Origin of the sequence: Proteus mirabilis ATCC 29906, from assembly GCF_000160755.1 — a bacterium.
GTDB lineage: Bacteria > Pseudomonadota > Gammaproteobacteria > Enterobacterales > Enterobacteriaceae > Proteus > Proteus mirabilis.
Map to the genome: position 1 here is coordinate 1,137,855 of NZ_GG668576.1, position 18,743 is coordinate 1,156,597.

The following is an 18,743-nucleotide window of genomic DNA, read 5'->3' on the forward strand; positions in this document are numbered from 1 at the left end:
AAAATGATCAAATAAACAGTAAAAAAGGAAAGCGTTTACACTTTCCTTTATCTATTACTGATAAAATTTATATATTGTTTGGCTATGCCACGGAGTATTTGCAGCTAAAATACCTTGGTTCTCACCCCATTCAGGATGATTCGGCCCATCAGGAAAATATTGTGTCTCTAAAGCCAGCCCCGAATAATTACCATAACGACGAGTTTTTCCTTTACTCTGTGCCAAAAAATTTCCTGTATAAAACTGTATAGAAGGCATGGTAGTAAAAACATCCATTTTAAGCTCACCTTCAGGGGCAATAACTGTGGCAATCGATGCTTTATCTGCTATTTTTTGTTTGTCTAAAATAAACGCATGATCATAGCCATTAGCGACTTTTTGACATTCATCTCGCATAAAATCGATGCCGATACGTTTTAATTGGCGAAAATCGAATCCCGTCCCGGTCACATCGACAATTTCCCCTGTAGGAATATTACCCGCGCCATTTTTTAAGTAGTGAGAAGCGTGGATAACTAAATCATGTTCAAGAGCCGTTCGCTGAGTATGCTCCCCAGCTAAATTAAAATAGGCATGATTAGTTAAACTCAACGCTGTCGTTTTATCACTAATAGCCTGATAATTGATATGAACTTCATTATCATCCGTTAATGCATATGTCACACTGGCTTCGACAGTACCGGGAAATCCTTGTTCACCATCTGCAGATAGCAAGCTTAAAGTGACCGACTGTGTGGATTGCGCCACAATAGTCCAGCGACGATGGCTAAAATTTTGTTTACCACCATGTAGCGTATTGTTGCCTTCATTAGCAACAAGGCGATACTCAGTTCCGGCGATGGTGAATTTAGCCCCTGCAATACGATTAGCAAAACGCCCTACCGTTGCGCCAAAATAGGCCGTTTGCTGTTGATGGGCTTTCATATCTGCAGATCCTAAAAGCACATCGCGACGATAGCCATTCACAGGGACAATACAACTTAGCCATGTCGCACCAATATCCATAATGGAGATAGACATACCAAAACGGTTTGTCAAAATCACGACTTGAGCAGGCAAACCATCAAAAGCGGCTTGTGTGGTCATCTGTTCAGGCTTAAAAAAACGGTTTTCATTTAATGCCATTAGTTATCTCCAGATAGCCCGCCCCTTGGCTTGCAGAGCAGACATAAATAGTTTCTTTTAAACCTGTTTGGTTTTTATATTGGGCTTCAACTGCTTGTGTCACTTTTGCGACTAAATCAGGAGTCACCAGCGCCACCACACAGCCCCCAAAACCTCCGCCAGTCATTCTAACGCCACCTTGCGAACCAATCACTGATTTAACAATTTCTACCAGTGTATCCACTTCGTTAACGGTTATTTCAAAGTCATCACGCATAGAGATATGTGATTGTGCCATCAATTCACTAAGTTTAGTAAGATCGCCTTGTTTTAACGCCTCAGCCGCTTGTAAAGTACGCTCATTTTCGGTGATCACATGACGAGCACGTCGATACACTTTATCATTCATCAGTGCCTTTTTCGCTTGCAATTGCGCTAAGGTCGCATCTCGTAATGCAGTAACATTTAATATTTTTGCCGCTTCCTCACACTGTTGACGACGCGTATTATATTCGCTATCGACTAACCCTCTTTTTTTATTTGAGTTAATAATCATCACTACTGCACTTTCTGGCATTTTTACCGCCGTAGTGGCTAATGAACGACAATCAATTAATAGTGCATGGCTCTCTTCACCACATGCAGAAATAAGCTGATCCATAATACCGCAATTGCATCCAACAAATTGGTTTTCTGCTTTTTGACCGTTAAGGGCAATTTCTTTTTGACTAATAGGAAGTTGATAAAGTGTTTTTACTGTTTGTCCTATAGCAACTTCTAATGCAGCTGAAGAGCTTAAGCCAGCCCCTTGAGGCACATTCCCTGTAATGGCAATATCCATACCCTGAAATACATATTTGGCTTGTTGTAAAAAATGAATAACGCCACGAATATAGTTAGCCCACATTTTATTAGGTAAAAACTCAATGGGATGTTCGAGAGAGAATTGATCTTGCGCATTCTGATAATCAACCGCAATCACACGAATAAGATTATCATCTCGTTTGGCGGCAGCAACTACCATTTGATAATCAATGGCACAAGGAAGAACAAAACCATCGTTATAATCAGTATGCTCACCAATCAGATTAACTCTGCCTGGAGCTTGAATAAAATGTGTTGGGGCATAACCAAAAATAGAGGTAAAAGAATGAGTCACATTATTAATCAGTGCCTGCATAATAAATCCTTAACTTAAAATTAAGTAATAACAACCTGTTACATCAATATAATAGTGATGCATCCTAGGCTAGGTAGTGATTTAAAAAGCGTCCGCCATCAACCCGTTAAACTAATTTTCTTGCTCTTTATAATGGATATCGCTTACTTGGCGTAAATTATAAGCAGCTTGCTCTGGCGTTAAGTCGCGTTGCGATTCAGCCAACATTTCATAACCCACCATAAATTTACGTACTGTCGCAGAGCGTAATAACGGCGGATAATACAGGGCATGTAATTGCCAATGCTCGATGCTTTCGCCCTCTTTAAAAGAAGGTGCAAAATGCCATCCCATTGAATAAGGAAATGAGCAATGAAATAGATTATCGTAACGACTGGTTAATTTTTTTATTGCCAAGGCTAAATCATCACGTTGTTCAGCCGTTAATTCACTCATTCTGCGAATATGGCTTTTTGGTAATAGCATGGTTTCATAAGGCCATGATGCCCAATAAGGCACGACAGCTAACCAGTATTTAGTTTCAACCACGGTTCGACTACCGTCTTCAGATTCAGCTTTAACATAATCCATTAATAGATTACGGCCATATTGATTAAAATAGTCTTTTAATTGGCTATCTTTGCGTGCTAATTCATTAGGTAAAAAATCACTCGCCCATATTTGCCCATGAGGATGAGGTTGAGAGCACCCCATTGTTTCACCTTTATTTTCAAATACTTGTACCCATAGATACTCTTTACTTAGCGCTTCTATTTGGTTATCCCAAGTATCAATGATTTTACGTAGGCTACTAATAGGTAATTCGGGAATAGTTTTACTATGATCGGGGGAAAAACAAACAACACGACTGATCCCTCTCACCGCTTGAGTCTGGAAGAGTGGATTATCGGATACCTCAACACTATATTGGTCTGTCAATAATGCAGAGTGATCGTTATTAAAAACATAAGTACCTGTATAATCAGGATTTTTATCACCCGAAACTCGGGTATTCCCTGGGCACAGATAACAATGTGGATCATAAGAGGGAAGTGTCGCTATCTGAGGTTTTTCATCTTTGCCATTCCATGGTCGTTTTGCTCTATGGGGTGAAACTAATATCCACTGCCCAGTCAAAGGGTTATAACGACGATGAGGATGCTCAACGGGATCAAAAATCAGTTTTGACATAATCTTCTCTCTTATTTATTAAAGATTATCTGATAGCGTTTTTATGATCTATTTCAGATAACCGTTAGGATTTTGTGATTGCCAACGCCAAGCATCGGCTGCCATATCATCAATAGAGCGAATGGCTTTCCAGTGTAAGTCTTTTTCTGCTTTGGCAGGACTTGACCAACATTGTGCGATATCTCCCGGGCGACGTGGCTGAATTTCATAAGGGATTGCTTTACCACTGGCTTTACGAAATGCTTCAATCATTTCAATCACACTGGTGCCATTCCCTGTGCCTAGGTTATAGATATGTAACCCTGCTTTTTCTCCTAACGCATTTAAGGCGGCAATATGACCATCAGCTAAATCCATAACATGGATATAGTCACGTACACCAGTACCGTCTTTTGTTGGGTAATCATCACCAAATACCGCGACTTTTTCACGACGACCTATCGCAACTTGCGAGATATAAGGCGTTAAATTATTAGGAATACCCTTAGGATCTTCCCCCATAGTGCCAGATGGATGAGCACCTACTGGATTGAAGTAGCGCAGTAAACTGATAGACCAACTCTCATCTGCAATATAGAGATCAGACAAAATACGCTCGACCATATATTTACTGGTGCCATAAGGATTGGTAGTGCCACCAACAGGTGACTCTTCAGTAATAGGCACAGTTTGAGGATCACCATAAACCGTGGCTGATGAGCTGAAAATAATACTTTTTACGCCCGCATCACGCATACAACGAACTAATACCAAAGTACCGTTAACATTGTTGTCATAGTATTCGATGGGCTTTTCAACAGATTCACCTACCGCTTTTAATCCAGCGAAATGGATCACTGATTGAATAGAGTGCTGAGTAAAAATTGTGGCCAGTCGTTTTTCGTCACGAATATCCCCCTGATAAAACAGTGGGCGTTTTCCTGTTAATGCTTCAATTCGGTTAAGTACCTCTTCATTTGCATTACTGAGGTTATCCAAAATAATAGGCGTCATGCCTGCTTCTAACATTTGCACGCATGTATGACTACCGATATATCCCATTCCACCCGTAACTAAAATTTCCACATTCACCTCTTTTGATTTATTTCAAATGAAAAGCGTCAAGCGGTTTTGTTGATTGCCTCAGAGTTTAACAAGTTCAACAAACTAATTTCGTGATCAAACCGACATTTAGTGTAAACGTTTACACGCTTTTCTTATTCCTTAACTATTTAATAAAAACGACCTAATATAACCGTATTACAGCAAATTATTGTTAATAATCGTTATATAGTTATTTTAGAGAGAACTGCCCTCTTCACCATAAAAGTAAACGATTACATTATACTGAATACTTTAATTATATGATAAAACTGATATTAATTGGTTTTTATCATACCTTATTAACATCCACGCTAATATGCTTTACAGTGAAATTAAGAGTAGCCTCAATAGATGAATTGAAGAGAAGAGAGTGTGATTTATATCTATTAGTTAATACCAATTAGGAGAACGCTATGAAACCCGTTGTAATACTTTATCAACCGCTTCCAGAAAAACTGCAACAAAAATTATCTGCCGTTGCTGAGGTAAAACAGTTTAACGCGCTCTCTCTCGATTGTGCCGATTTTAAAGCCACCCTCGCTCATGCTGAAGGATTGTTAGGTGCAGGCGGTAATATCGATAAACACTTTATTGAAAAAGCGCCAAAACTAAAAGCCGTATCAACGATTTCTGTCGGTTATGATAATGTGGATGTTGCCGCGCTCACTGAACGTCATATCAAATTGATGCATACACCTACGGTATTAACTGATACTGTCGCTGATACAATGATGGCGCTTGTTCTTACCGTCTCTCGTCGTATTCCTGAACTAGCTGATAATATAAAACAAGGTTTATGGGTAAAAAGTATTACGCCGGATTGGTATGGTACTGATGTTCACCATAAAACCATGGGGATTATTGGTATGGGGCGTATCGGTAAAGCATTAGCACAACGCGCCCACTTCGGTTTTGATATGGATATTATTTACCATTCTCGTACTGAATATAACGATGTTAACCAGCATTTTAATGCTAAATTTTGTTCCCTAGAGATGCTTTTACAACAAGCCGATTTTGTCTGCATTACTTTACCGCTAACACCAGAAACTCATCATCTGTTAAGCGCAAAACAGTTTGCATTAATGAAAGCTGACGCCTATTTAATTAATGCCGGACGCGGTGCCGTGGTTGATGAAAAAGCATTAATTAACGCATTAGAGCAGCGACAAATAGCTGGAGCCGGATTAGATGTGTTTGAGCAAGAGCCACTGCCAACCTCTTCACCACTTTTAACCATGAAAAATGTTGTCGCCTTACCCCATATTGGCTCTGCGACTAAAGAGACTCGCTATGCAATGGCTGAATGTGCCGTTGACAATCTGATTGCTGCATTAACCGATAATGTAAAAGAAAACTGTGTTAATTTTTAATTAAGCAAAGAATAAAAACAAAAAGGTAATAAATACAATTTATTACCTTTAAACTATCAAATAGTTAACGCTAAATTAAGCAGGATCGACGTGTATCATCACACTTAAAATCTGTGCATGCTGTTTAAGTACTCTATCATGGGCATTGACCACAATATCATGACTTTGATTGACCGTTAATTCGCCTTTAATTTCTAAATGGACATCAACTAATAAATAATCACCTGCACGACGGGTTTTTAAATCATGTACCCCTTGTACTCCTGGTGTGGTGATTAATGTATTGGTGATCTGTTCAAGTGTTTCTTCATCAGCGCCTCTATCCATGAGATCTTGCAAAGCTTGATAGGTAAAACGCCATCCCATACGGCCAACAAATAGCCCGACAATAAGTGCTGCTAGTGGGTCAAAGAATTTAAATCCAGCAAGGCTACCAATGATCCCTATTGCAACCACTAAAGAAGAGGCGGCATCTGAGCGCGCATGCCAAGCATTTGCCACTAACATACTAGAATCGACTTTTTTGGCTACAGCTAACATATAACGAAATAACCCTTCTTTAGCCGCTAATGCCAATAAAGCCACATAAAGCGCGATGCTATGAACATCAGGAATGATTGAAGGATCTAACATTTTATGGATAGCAGAAAATATCATTCCCAAACCAACAATCAATAAAATCGTCCCTAACACTAATGAAGCGGCATTCTCATAGCGAAAATGTCCATAAGGATGATCGGCATCGGGTTGCTTTTGACTGCCTTTATTCGCAATTAACACCACGAAGTCAGCAATTAAATCAGACAGTGAATGAATACCATCAGCAATTAAGCCTTGGGAATGTGAGAAGAAACCAATTGTGATTTGAAATATGGATAAAAATATATTAACAAAAACACTGACCAATGTGCTTTTCTTGGCCGCTTTGAATTTGTCAGATTGTGTTTTCTCAGCCATATTCAACTCAATATCATCAATGTGATTATGTGTCATAATAATAATCTTATTCTGTATAAATAGCCTACCCTATTTGTTTATAACGAATAGAGTTCCATAGGTTATTTCAGGTTCCATAACTCATTGGTGAGGATAAAGGATGACTCTGAATAACAATCCTGTTTAGGGACTAAGATTGCTGTCCAAACATCATATTGAGATGCTATTAACGGTTAATATGCCATACTTTATTGATTAAGTCTCTAAAAAATTACCAATAAAATCCTATAGATACAGAACAATAATATAATTGATAATCATTCTTTTGTGCATTTTCCTCTAGATAGCTAATTAAAATACTTTTATTTTAAATATCATCTTATTTAACTCATTCCTGTCAATAAGTTAAGATTGATATAGTTTTATTCTGCCTTTTTAGCTTTTTATTTTAAAAGCACTAATTATTACTATAATATAAATAATTAAGTGATAGAATAATCATTCTCACTCTTATTTAGAACGTAGATCACAGCTATATTTTTTATATTCAGTGATAATAGAGTTATATTTTAAAACTAACGTTAAGTGAGGTTTGTAATGTACAAAAAAATTCTAGTTCCTATCGATATTCTAGAAGATGAGCTTTCTCAGGAACTGATCACTCACATTGAACAAATTGCTCAAGTTGGCAAACCCGAGATCCACTTCCTCACCGTTATTCCAAATGCAGAACTTTTCTTCGGTATTGAGTTTGCCGCTATTCCTGAAAAATTTAAAGACTCTTCAGAGCGCACTCGCCTCGCTTTTATTGCTCTGCAAGATATGATCAAAGATACGAAAATTCCCGATGAGCAAATTGTTTGCAATGTCGGTGTTGGTAATGCAAAAGATGAAATTTTAGAGTATGCACGTCAAATCGATGCAGATTTAATTGCTATTGCTTCACATCGTCCTAATGTTTCTTCCTACTTATTAGGCTCAACAGCATCATCTATTGTTCGCCATGCAAAAATGTCGGTATTAGTGATCCGTTAGTTGTAAAAAAAGCCCTTTGAAAACAAAGGGCTTTCCACTCAATAATCATTAAAGATCAATCATTATTTCTTTGTTGAATCTTTAACCTCGTCAGAAGTAGACCACACACGATATTTCACATCTACATCTTTTGGTGCATAGACAACAATAGGTAATTTGCTGTTATAGCGGATAAATGCCGCTTGCCCCATATTAGCTTGAACAAAGGCGGGTTTTTTAGTGTTATCAAGACAACCCATCATCGTAGACATTGGGCCATTTAAGTCGCTTACGATATAGTAATCATAACCCCAACCTTCGAGATCTTTTTTATCTAACTCAGCACCAAACCATTGACGATTACAATCAACCATCATCTCTTTACCCACGATCAACTCAACTTGGTAATTGCCTTCGTTTTCTTTTTGTTCTAACTCAATAACATGACGAATTTGATTTTCCTTTGCTTTAGGATAAGGAGCGACTTTTTCTAAACTATCAACCGCTTGTGCGCAAGCAGACAAAGACATCGCTGCAACCAAAGATAAAATTACTTTATTCATCATTTTCTCCATATTCACAGCGCCAAATCGCTGTTAACAAATTTTGCTTAGATATTTTTATTAGTAATCATCTTAATACTAGCATTTTATAATATAGATGCTAACACTTTAGCAGATCTCTCTCTGAGAGGATTATTCTGATAATTTTTAAAGAACTCATTCTTTTATTGATGAAATGTAAATTTGTGATGCACTAACGTGCAGATCAGCTATCTATGATTATACTGAAATAGAGATCGCAATTTCTTTCATTAGGAGGTTATATGTTCTCAGAAAGACAATCACTGGTTTCTCAGTTAAAAAATACCCATCCTCGTTTCCAAGCTCTCTATGATAAACACCATCGACTTGATCAAGAAATTGCTAAATTAGAAGGACCTAATGGCGCAGGCTACAATGATGAAGTTGCAAAACTAAAAAAAGAAAAACTCTATCTAAAAGATGAAATGCAAAAAATACTTCAACAAGCTGAGAAATAAACCGTTCTTTACTACGGCGCAAATATTATTTATCAGCGACCTGAAGCGATGACCTTTTGTCATCGCTTTTTTATGATTAAAAACAAAGTTTCCCTCCTAAAAAGATGCATAATAAATACATCTTATATAATTAAGGGCTAACAAATGGCATCTATACATGGTCATGAAGTATTACATATGATCCTTTCATCAAAAGTGGCGTTTACGCAAAGATCACTTATCGAGGCAATTCATCAACGTTTTGGGGAAGAAGCGCGCTTTCATACCTGTTCTTCTGAGAATATGACAGCGGCCGAATTAGTGGCATTTTTAGAAAAAAAAGGAAAATTTATTGCTGCTGATGGCGGTTTTACTACCAGTGAAAACAAAATTTGTCGCCATTAGTAATATCAATAAGTAGATTGCCAGTAAGCAACATGTTTGGCATGTTGTTAACTATCTATCTGATCAATAAAAGTAAGATGCTCTGGCAATCTCTGTTTAACTTAATTGGTCGTTAATCATCATTCGTTTGGAGCCAACTATCATCTTCCCAAACACTTTGAATTAACTCCATAATATGCTCATGCTTAGCTTCATCTTTTACGCCCGTGACTTGGATCGTATTCATGCTACTAAAAGCGATACGAAACTGCATATCAGGATAAATAGGAATAATTTTTTTTCTTAGTTCATGTTCTAACAGCGGAAATAGTGAGTCAGTGACATTAGATTGTTTGTTAAATAAAATTTCCACACGCATTATTTTCACCATACCAAGGCAAATAAACTGTATATAAATACAGTATTATATAATCAAAAAAAAGAAAAGTATTTTTGCAAAATTTTTTCTTTTTTTGCCTTAAAAATAGCCAATTAATTTATCATCCCAGTCATGCGTTATGATAAAATGCATTTTAAATGCAACAATAAGAAGTGAGAGTACCATGTCAGGTAAAAGAATTAATCGAGAGAAGCAAACCATCCAAAAAATGGTTGCTCTGTATGAACGAGCGCATCCTAATACCGACCCCGAGTATTATCAGCAATTAGTGACATATGCTTATAAAAGACTAGATAAATGTCGCTATGGTGAGGAAAAACCCGCCTGCAAACAATGCCCAATTCACTGCTATCAGCCAGTAAAAAGAGCAGCAATGAAACAAGTCATGCGTTGGGCGGGGCCTCGAATGCTAATTTATCATCCCTATTTAGCAATTAGGCATCTTATTGATGATAAGAAACCCGTTCCTGCATTACCGGCTAAAAAATCTAAACGTTTATCGGGAAAATAAAGTCTGCTTTTTTTAATCGGTATAATACATGTTGTGCTAAAGGGTGTGTTTTATCTAGAGATGGATGCATAAAATATTCAGACTTCTTCATACCGAGTTTTTTCATCACCCCTTCTGAGGGTAAATTGGTCACGGCGGTAAATGCCACCACTTCTTCCAGTTTCAACTGTTCAAAAGCATATTTTAATACTGTTAAGGCCGCCTCATAAGTGTACCCTTTACGCCAATGAGATTGTGCAATACGCCAACCTATTTCAACACACGGATTAAAAGGCAAAGGGGCATTAGGAATATTTAATCCAACAAAGCCAATAAGCTCTTGAGTCTCTTTTAATTCAACGGCCCAAAGTCCCCAACCATTTTGCTGAATAAATTTATCACGCAATGTATCAACCATTGCATCGCTTTCTGCGCGGGTAAGTGGTGAAGGGAAATAACGCATCACCGATGCTGAGGCGTTAATATGTAAAAAAAATGGCGCTTTATCACTTTCACGCCATTCTCGTAAACGTAATCGAGGAGTAGCCAATTCCATCATTATTCTCATTCTAATTAGTTAGGATAATAATGATAAAATAAAACAGATCATAAGTAATAAAAAGAGAATCGCTTTTATTTTTTATTTTCTTTTAGTTTACTTTCTGCAGTTACAGACTCTTTATTGGTATTAACTGTACCTTCTTTAATAGATACAACACGTTGCTGTGCAACGGCTTTAGCTTGGTGTTCAACCTGTTCAGATTGTCCAGTAAAGACACCGCCACGTTTAATTGACATACTGCCACAACGACTAGTGCCACGTAGTTCACCATGCTCTAGAATATCAAGATTGTTTGCGGCACAAATACCTTTAACAAAACCATCAATAATGATGTCTGGCGCCGTTAATTCCCCTTCAACTTGGCCTGCATGCATAACACGGATCACGCCATCTTTTACATTGATATTCCCTGAAATTTTACCCCAAATTTGAATATCACCATCAACGTTAATATCACCTTGAAATACAGTGCCTTTAGCAATAATGGTATACAATTTTTGCTCCGGCATAGGCTTTTTTTCTTCTGCCATAACTGGAGCAATAGGCTCCGCGGCTTTTGGTGTTTCTGTTTTTCGACTAAACATTGCCGTTTTTTTTAACCTCAAAGTTATAGAGTAAATAATAATGCTAAAAATTAGGATAAGGGTGATCAAAAGCTCACCAGCTATTTGATATCGCCAAAAAGCCATTAATGCACATGACCAAATAATCCATATTATGCTAAATATAATATCCCGCTGTGTTCGCTTATTATCCATAATTAGCTATATCTGAACCTCCCTGATAATAAATACACCAGCTCTACTTATTATTTTAATAAATAATTATTCAAGTCGATGGCGATAATAACGCCATATATCATCCCCAATTTTGGGCTTTGCTTTTTAGGGAAAAGGTCGATTTATAAGTAGATAAAAAAGAGATAACAATTAATTTTTTGCTAATTTATGAATAAGATGCACACTTTCCCATCCTATAATGATGATAATTTATAACACGAATTAACATATAGCTAATCGCATCTATTGATAACAACTTGATTATTCAAAAATCTTCAACAAATGGAGGAGAGCTAACAAAACAACAATAAAACCATCACAGATAAAATATGAGACATTAGTCACAAAAATAAACCACCGTCTATTTTTAAGACTAATTTCTTGATACATTACTGGCCATTTTTATGATAGACGTTAATTTTTATGTTTTCATAATGTTAAAACTATATAAAGACGAAAAAATATACTTGGGGAAAATTTATAGCAAGTTTATTTGCTTCTTTGCCATACTAAAAAAGATAATAATATATAGTGAAAATAACCTATAAAAATTACATTTTATTTTTTTTATCAAATAAATTCATTGCAAAAAACACTCATTTAATATACAAAATAAAAACATATACACAAAAATTTATTAACAACTCATATTAAACAACTTTATAGTGTTTAAAAAACACCCTTATTATGCTTTACAGTGTAAATTTTAAAATGAAATATAACTAATTGTTATTTATAGAATAAATAACTCTATTTCATTATCTGTCAATATATTATTACAAAATTCTACTAAATTTTGTCGCATTCTTTTCATTAAATGACTAGCTTAATTAAATTGTTTTTGCAATCTATAAAAAATGACATTAAATTAAACAAATGATTTATCTTAAATTAGAAATGGCAACTTCAATGTCTAATATCTAAAAAAAAACCACATCATAATAAAGAAAACATTCTATTTTTTATTTTTAATACTCTTTAAATAATAAAGAAGCTACTACTTTATATTCTTTTTATTTATTGGTATTAAATACAGTGATACTTATATAATAATTTTGGGCGAAAAATGAATACAATACAATGTGGTGAAAACACTAAACAAGATTGCGTTATTCAAAAACTCTCTTATTTTTATCCGCAATATCAAATATTAGAAAATAACCAAAAAGCTTTATACATAATCAGAAATAATGCGCTGGTATTACAAAACTGCACAAATACAATAACTATTAACAAAGATCAGATTATTTTCTTACAACAAGGAAATTATACCATAAAAACGCTAGGCAATGAGCCTTGTGAAACAATTTATATTCCTCTTTCTGATGATTTCTTAAGAAATTTCATGTCAAAAAATAGTGATATTCTCAGTAATATCGATAGAGAGGAAAATTTCTCATCGGCTTTTATCTGTTTTGAAGATTCACCTCTGATCCATTTTTGTAGTAATGGTTTTGATTATCTTTCTTCACAAAATTGTCCAGATACTTTTACTCAATTACGTATTGAAGAAATGCTCATTCTATTACTTTCTTCCGAGCAAGGTGCCAATCTTATGGCGTTACTACGCCAATTAAGTCATAGGCAAGTTGATCGCTTGAAAATATTTATGGAAAAAAACCATCTAAAAAATTGGAAGCTAAAACAGTTTGCTCGCGAGTTTGGTATGGGTCTCACCACATTTAAAGAGTTATTTAATCATGTTTATGGAACATCGCCAAGAACATGGATATGCGAAAGAAGAATTATTTACGCACATCAATTATTATTAACAACAGAAATGAGTATTGTCGATATTTCTATGGAGTCAGGATTCTCTAGCCAATCTTACTTTACACAAAGCTATCATCGACGTTTTAATATGACACCGAGTAAAGCGAGACATCTTAAATTAAAATTATAAAAAATCCGACCTATTATCATAATATCATCATTCAATTCATCGCTAGAATATGCAAAATTTGTTCTGATGAGTGAAACTATTGTGATAAAGCGACAAACTAATACTAGCAAATACCAATATTATCGTTATTTTAATTTGCTAAAAAAAATGATGGCAGATGAAAATAAGAAAACTGTTGATAATTTATTTAATCTTCAGTTTTCTTTACTTATTACAAATAATGATATAAATGAGAAACAAATTAAAATATTATCTCGTTTATTATGCCGTGAAGCTGTAGACAGTTTATTGCAATCCACATGGTTTTTACGCAAAAAACATTGCTCAGTGCCATTAACTAAAGAAAATATTAATGCCGTAGTAAATTTGGCTAATAAATACCAATCTAATATATCAGATATTAATTGGAACGCTTTAAATGCAAAAATCAACATTGCTGATCATGCACGTTTAATTCAAGCTATCATAAAACCCATTTTTATTTGGTGGGTTGAGCATATAACACCGCATATATTTACACTTTATGAGATAAAAAAAGATCTCGAATATCAAATTAATCAATGTGAAAACATTAAATTATTTGAAGAAAAGGAACCATCAAATATAGCCTCTTCTTTTTTATCTTTAGAAGATATAAAAACAAAATTAGAAGCTGATAAAGCACGGATCGTTGTGATAGATGATTTGCTGAAAAAGGATATTAAATTAGTTATAGAAGCTTGGGAAAAAGAGCCGGTATTCAATAAAAAAATAAATAATACATTAGAGTACTTACAAAATACACAACCGCATTCTGAGTTATTACAACCATTATGGGATATTTTAATCACTATTCCACAACACCCTGAAAATTGTAAAAAACTAAAACACTGGCTAGTAGAACACTCTTTATGTTTAATTAATGATGAATTTATGTGGCATGTATAAAATATCAGCTCTTCATTATTTATAGAAGAGCTGACAACGGTAATTTATTAAAGGATGCTATTTGATAGCTAAAATTTCAATTGTCACTATAGACATCGATTCTGGAGGTACTTGCCCTGGGATACCATCTTTCCCATACCCTCCATCAGGTTTAATATAAATTTTAGCTTTGCCATTTAAGCCTGCTTTAGCAACAAAAGTATTAAGAGGCAGTGGAAGTTGGCGGTATGGTAAAATTAACGGCTTAGCTTTGTCATAATTAAGTGTTACTGTACCATCGGTTAATTGTTCATGCATAGCGAAAACAACTGTTTTACCTGCAATTGAATCCACAGGTTTCCCTTGTTTTAGGATTTTAAAGTAAGTGTTATCATCGTATTGCACATAGTTCTGTTTTTGTATTTCCGACAGAATTGATTTATTTCGTTGGGCATTATCTTTACCGATAATTGAATAGGCATATGCAAGCTGACTTGCAATAATCTGCCCTTCTCCCATAGCTTTATCCAATTGCTGTTTTAATGTTTTATTCTCTTTTTGAACACTCGCACTTTCGCTATTTATTTTTTTAATTTCACTCTCTTTTTCTTTTAATTGCTCACTTAATTTTAATTCTTTTTCTTCAAGAGTCTTCGTTAGCGTACGCTGAGCTTCAAGCTGCTTAGAGACTTCATTAAACTCTTTTTGAGCATTCGCATTTTCGCTATTTATTTTTTTAATTTCACTCTCTTTTTCTTTTAGTTGCTCACTTAATTTTAATTCTTTTTCTTCAAGTGTTTTCGTTAGCGCACGCTGAGCTTCAAGCTGCTTAGAGACTTCATTAAACTCTTTTTGAGAATTCGCTAAAACACTTTCTTGTTGCTTAAATTGAGCCGTCGATTCTACTTGCTGCTGTTTTAATGAAGCAATTAGTTGGTTACTTTCAGAATTTTGTTTTGCTAACTGATCTTTAGCTTGTGTTAATTGTGTCGTTAATTTATCAGTAAGCGATTGTTTTTCTGCTAGTTGTTTCTCTAATTGAGCATAAGCGTTATCGTTCGCTATTTTGCTCTCTTTAAGTTGCCCAATGGTGGTATTGTTCTCTTTAAATTGGGTATCCAATGCTTGATACTTATTGGCGAGATCTGCCTGAGCTTTCTCTAATTTAGCGATTACACCATTTTTTTCTGAAATCAAAGCATCAAAAGCTTTCTCGCCCGTAGATAAACTTTTTTTCAGCTCAGCTAATTCATTAACCTTATTTTGTAACTCAAGCTTCAACGCTGGGATCTGTGTTAATTGATCATCTGCTTGTGCTTTTTGTTGTTGAAGAGTCACTAACGAATGATTTAACTGTTGTTGCTCTTGGTTTATTTTTTTTATGTGATCGTTAAGTTGAGCTATCTGTTGGCGTTGGGTATCAATTAACTGATTATTCTTAGCTAGAGTAGCTTCAAAAGAGGCTTTGTTTTTAGCTAATTGATTTTCTAAAGATTGGCGCACTGCTGATAAATTAGTTAAAGAATTTTGTAGTACCTCAATCTCTTTTTTAGCACTGTTATTTGTTAATAACCGTTGAGCCTGCCCATATTGTGATTGTAGCTGCTGTTTTTGTTGCTCAAGTTGAGCAACATGGGTAGTCAATTGATTTAATTTTTGTGCCTGAATATCAAAATCTTCTTGCTGTTTAGTTAATACTTTATTTTTTTCTGTCGCATCAAACAGCAACTGATCTTTTTCAGCTAATTGTGCAAGCAACGTATCCTGCTCTTTTTTAGACTGTGCTAATTCATTTTGTAACTTAGCCACAGACTGTTTTAGGCTATCATCATTAAGTAAATTATTCGCTACAGCCAGTTTATCTTGCGTTTTTGCCAATTCCGCTGTTAATTGTTGAACTTTTTCTTCTGCGGTTTGCAGTTTAGTTAAACTTTCAGTTAATAACGCGGTTTGTTCAGTAAATTTCTGATACAGACGTTGATATTTTTCGCGAGTATTTGCTAAACGATTTAATAGCTCTTTATTAAAGAGAGGTTGCTTATGGTCAAGCAAAGAACGTTTAAATTGATATAAAAAATGAAAAGGTATTTCAGTCACTGAATACACTGTATTTGGAATGAAATCTAATAAAGTATTATCAGTAGACTGATATGGCTGCCCTGGATAACGCTTACGCGTATAAAGCATTAGAGGATTATAGACCACGGATTTACTTTGATAATACCGATTCAAGTCCTCAGGGGTAAATTGCGGTTTAATCGGTACAAATGAAAGCAGTGGTGTTAAATAATGAGTGTAATCACTGTTTATTTTGTTGGTATTTGTAGATACCACAGAGCATTGTTCAGACAAAGTCACCTGAGGTACAGAGGGAGTCGCCACTACTGGCCGATGCTCATTGCGTACCACGGTTTGATGTTCATTCCGTACAACAGGCTGTTTAGGCTGAATTTTTTGTTGTGGTTTTTGTGGTGGCTTTTCCTTTAATGTCACAGTGGAACGCACCGTTCCACTACGCTGATCGGGAGTAGATGAAGATGAAATTGTTGCAGAGGGTTCAGGCTTAATATCAACGGGCTGTTGTGCTTCTAAATAACGGTCAAAATCTTCAATGACAAAATTAAACTCATTATTAGCAAAAGACAGCGCCGGAAACATCATAAAAGCGAGACAAGCACTCTGCTTTAATTTCATAGTAATTATTCACCTAATTTCTTCAGTGTCGAATTCACAGACATAACCGAAAGATAGCGCACTTTAGCACATAGTACTTCGGTCTTAGATTCGATACTCATTTTTAATAATGCTAAGCTATCTTTACTGGCGGTATTTTCAACACTACGGTATAACGCATTAATTTCACTGATTTCCTTAAATTCATCCACCATAGATTTATACTCTGCTGGTGAAAATGTTTTTAAAGAATCAAGTTGCTTGATACATGCTGTTTGTGATGCCAGTTTTTGCTCCCCTACGTTCATCTGTTGATAATTATTATCAGCAGGTGAAGTTACCGTGGATTGCACCTGTGTTGGCACCACCTCCACAGGTTGGCTATCACCAGATAAAATGCTACATCCCGATAGTGTGAGAACAGTAACTGCCATAGACAGAGCTAAAACATTGTTTTTATTTTTCAATAAGGACATCATTTTTCCTTAATTCCGATCAGTCTAAATAAGAGCGTATGTAGTATCGCATTTTAAGCTATCTTATTATAATTTTCTATTGTCTATTGCGTACTAAGTCAATAACCTAGCGCATAAATGACAATAACGGCTCCTATCCTTTCATTTCATTATTTTTTCTTACAACATTGCATCCGTCACATTAAAATCATCATTAAATGAGTATCGGTATTTTTAATTGGAAAAATGTTGTCGTGTTAGAAGCAGTTATTTCTACACAATGAAGATAATAGCAGATAATCAGAAAAATAATAACATCTAATTTTATCATTTAATTACCTTTATAAGGTGTAAAATAATACTCTTTTAATGTGTTATAATTACTTTTATTTTGTTGCTGTTTTCTATTATCAGGATAAAATCAAAATATGAATATCAAAATAGTAATTGATATTCATTGTTATCCTTCAATATAGGAGAGTTAAGATGAGTCATTTTAACATTGGTGTTGTAGTCGGAAGCTTAAGAAAAGATTCCTATAATAAACAAACAGCAAAAGCATTAACCTCGCTATTTCCTCAAGAATTTACTTTTCAGTTCCTTGATATCGGTACTCTTCCTCTCTACAACCAAGATGATGACGACAAAACACCTGAAGCCGTTGTCGAGTTTAAGCAACAAATTAAGCAATGCCAAGGCATTATCTTCGTGACACCTGAATACAACCGCTCAATCCCTGGTGTGCTAAAAAATGCGTTAGATCAAGCCTCTCGCCCTTATGGTACTAATGCATGGGATAGTATTCCTGCTGGTATCATCGGTGTTTCAATCGGTAATATTAGTACTGCTATTGCACAACAGCACCTGCGTAATTCATTAGCATTTTTAAATATGCCAACCTTAAATCAACCAGAATGTTTTTTAAAATGGTATGATGGAATGGTAGAAAACGGTCAGTTTTCTGAAAAAACAGCAGGTTTTATGCAAAACTGGGTTAATAGCTATATTAACTTTGTAAAGCATAATCAAAAATAGCTTAAAATAGTCCTAAATAGATTTCACAGAGTGTGGTTTATAATAATTACACTCTGTTTTATTTTAAAGAGAGGAAAAGTAAAACTAACTTGCTAACCAATCAATAAAAATATAATTAACTATTAATTATCAATATTTAAATAGTACCTCCTAATAATAACTAACTTTATTATAGCAAGTAGCTCATGTATAAAAATGACATTTAATAATCTATTTAAAATAGTAAGTGGTATGGTATTTTTAGTCTATTAGTTAGCACAATTTAAAAACCAATC

At 35.1% G+C, this 18,743-nt stretch carries 19 protein-coding genes; 8 read left to right on the forward strand and 11 right to left on the reverse strand.

The window, feature by feature from the left end:
- Window positions 1-54: 54 nt before the first annotated feature.
- The 4 genes from galM to galE form a co-directional block, all read right to left on the reverse strand.
- A complete protein-coding gene (galM, locus tag HMPREF0693_RS05215; protein ID WP_004243982.1) occupies window positions 55-1,125 on the reverse strand; it encodes a galactose-1-epimerase in 1,071 nt (356 codons plus the stop codon).
- On the reverse strand, window positions 1,112-2,284 hold the full coding sequence (galK, locus tag HMPREF0693_RS05220; protein WP_004243983.1) for a galactokinase: 1,173 nt from the start codon (window positions 2,282-2,284) through the stop codon (window positions 1,112-1,114). Before galK ends, galM begins: the two co-directional genes overlap by 14 nt.
- Window positions 2,285-2,395: 111 nt before the next feature.
- Complete coding sequence (locus HMPREF0693_RS05225; RefSeq protein WP_004243985.1) at window positions 2,396-3,454, reverse strand: UDP-glucose--hexose-1-phosphate uridylyltransferase; 1,059 nt, start codon at window positions 3,452-3,454, stop codon at window positions 2,396-2,398.
- 48 nt (window positions 3,455-3,502) lie between these two features.
- A complete protein-coding gene (galE, locus tag HMPREF0693_RS05230) occupies window positions 3,503-4,519 on the reverse strand; it encodes a UDP-glucose 4-epimerase GalE (RefSeq protein ID WP_004248507.1) in 1,017 nt (338 codons plus the stop codon).
- Between the two features lie 431 nt (window positions 4,520-4,950).
- Between galE and ghrB the strand changes: the two genes are divergently transcribed.
- Window positions 4,951-5,910: a glyoxylate/hydroxypyruvate reductase GhrB gene (gene ghrB, locus HMPREF0693_RS05235; protein WP_004243987.1), complete on the forward strand. Its 960-nt coding sequence runs from the start codon at window positions 4,951-4,953 to the stop codon at window positions 5,908-5,910.
- Window positions 5,911-5,985: 75 nt separating this feature from the next.
- On the opposite strand, the gene HMPREF0693_RS05240 is transcribed toward ghrB, so the two are convergent.
- Window positions 5,986-6,903: a cation diffusion facilitator family transporter gene (locus HMPREF0693_RS05240; RefSeq protein ID WP_004243988.1), complete on the reverse strand. Its 918-nt coding sequence runs from the start codon at window positions 6,901-6,903 to the stop codon at window positions 5,986-5,988.
- Window positions 6,904-7,443: 540 nt separating this feature from the next.
- Between HMPREF0693_RS05240 and HMPREF0693_RS05245 the strand changes: the two genes are divergently transcribed.
- Entirely contained in the window at window positions 7,444-7,881 is a 438-nt protein-coding gene (locus HMPREF0693_RS05245) for a universal stress protein (protein ID WP_004243989.1), read from the forward strand.
- A 62-nt stretch (window positions 7,882-7,943) separates the two neighbouring features.
- Here HMPREF0693_RS05245 and eco read toward each other — a convergent pair whose 3' ends face one another.
- Complete coding sequence (eco, locus tag HMPREF0693_RS05250; protein WP_004248511.1) at window positions 7,944-8,423, reverse strand: serine protease inhibitor ecotin; 480 nt, start codon at window positions 8,421-8,423, stop codon at window positions 7,944-7,946.
- Between the two features lie 263 nt (window positions 8,424-8,686).
- Here eco and HMPREF0693_RS05255 point away from each other — a divergent pair, with 263 nt between their 5' ends.
- Together HMPREF0693_RS05255 and HMPREF0693_RS05260 are read left to right on the forward strand one after the other, a co-directional pair.
- Window positions 8,687-8,902, forward strand: a complete 216-nt coding sequence (locus HMPREF0693_RS05255; RefSeq protein WP_004243991.1) for a DUF465 domain-containing protein — start codon at window positions 8,687-8,689, stop codon at window positions 8,900-8,902.
- Between the two features lie 144 nt (window positions 8,903-9,046).
- Complete coding sequence (locus tag HMPREF0693_RS05260) at window positions 9,047-9,286, forward strand: YecH family metal-binding protein (protein WP_004243992.1); 240 nt, start codon at window positions 9,047-9,049, stop codon at window positions 9,284-9,286.
- 112 nt (window positions 9,287-9,398) lie between these two features.
- Here HMPREF0693_RS05260 and HMPREF0693_RS05265 read toward each other — a convergent pair whose 3' ends face one another.
- Entirely contained in the window at window positions 9,399-9,644 is a 246-nt protein-coding gene (locus HMPREF0693_RS05265) for a DinI-like family protein (protein ID WP_012368173.1), read from the reverse strand.
- Window positions 9,645-9,828: 184 nt separating this feature from the next.
- On the opposite strand from HMPREF0693_RS05265, the gene HMPREF0693_RS05270 reads away from it, so the two are divergent.
- Window positions 9,829-10,176 (forward strand): nitrous oxide-stimulated promoter family protein, encoded by a 348-nt coding sequence (locus HMPREF0693_RS05270; protein ID WP_004248514.1) that lies wholly within the window; start codon window positions 9,829-9,831, stop codon window positions 10,174-10,176.
- On the opposite strand, the gene HMPREF0693_RS05275 is transcribed toward HMPREF0693_RS05270, so the two are convergent.
- The gene (locus tag HMPREF0693_RS05275) at window positions 10,154-10,714 is read right to left on the reverse strand and encodes a GNAT family N-acetyltransferase (protein ID WP_012368174.1); all 561 of its coding nucleotides are present in this window, start codon (window positions 10,712-10,714) and stop codon (window positions 10,154-10,156) included. The genes HMPREF0693_RS05270 and HMPREF0693_RS05275 overlap by 23 nt on opposite strands.
- Window positions 10,715-10,788: 74 nt before the next feature.
- Entirely contained in the window at window positions 10,789-11,301 is a 513-nt protein-coding gene (locus HMPREF0693_RS05280; protein WP_004248516.1) for a bactofilin family protein, read from the reverse strand.
- Between the two features lie 1,261 nt (window positions 11,302-12,562).
- Here HMPREF0693_RS05280 and HMPREF0693_RS05285 point away from each other — a divergent pair.
- Window positions 12,563-13,399, forward strand: coding sequence for a helix-turn-helix domain-containing protein (locus HMPREF0693_RS05285; RefSeq protein WP_004244000.1), 837 nt, complete (start codon window positions 12,563-12,565; stop codon window positions 13,397-13,399).
- A 66-nt stretch (window positions 13,400-13,465) separates the two neighbouring features.
- Window positions 13,466-14,326 carry a T3SS regulon anti-activator ExsD domain-containing protein gene (locus tag HMPREF0693_RS05290; RefSeq protein WP_004244001.1) on the forward strand — a complete coding sequence of 287 codons (861 nt, stop codon included), beginning with the start codon at window positions 13,466-13,468 and terminating at the stop codon, window positions 14,324-14,326.
- A gap of 57 nt (window positions 14,327-14,383) precedes the next feature.
- Here the strand turns inward: HMPREF0693_RS05290 and HMPREF0693_RS05295 are convergent, their stop codons facing one another.
- Window positions 14,384-16,999 carry a sugar transporter gene (locus tag HMPREF0693_RS05295; protein WP_004244002.1) on the reverse strand — a complete coding sequence of 872 codons (2,616 nt, stop codon included), beginning with the start codon at window positions 16,997-16,999 and terminating at the stop codon, window positions 14,384-14,386.
- Between the two features lie 5 nt (window positions 17,000-17,004).
- Window positions 17,005-17,457 (reverse strand): outer membrane protein assembly factor BamD, encoded by a 453-nt coding sequence (locus HMPREF0693_RS05300; RefSeq protein ID WP_004244003.1) that lies wholly within the window; start codon window positions 17,455-17,457, stop codon window positions 17,005-17,007.
- Window positions 17,458-17,919: 462 nt separating this feature from the next.
- On the opposite strand from HMPREF0693_RS05300, the gene HMPREF0693_RS05305 reads away from it, so the two are divergent.
- Entirely contained in the window at window positions 17,920-18,468 is a 549-nt protein-coding gene (locus HMPREF0693_RS05305; protein ID WP_004244004.1) for an NADPH-dependent FMN reductase, read from the forward strand.
- The last annotated feature ends 275 nt before the right edge of the window (window positions 18,469-18,743 follow it).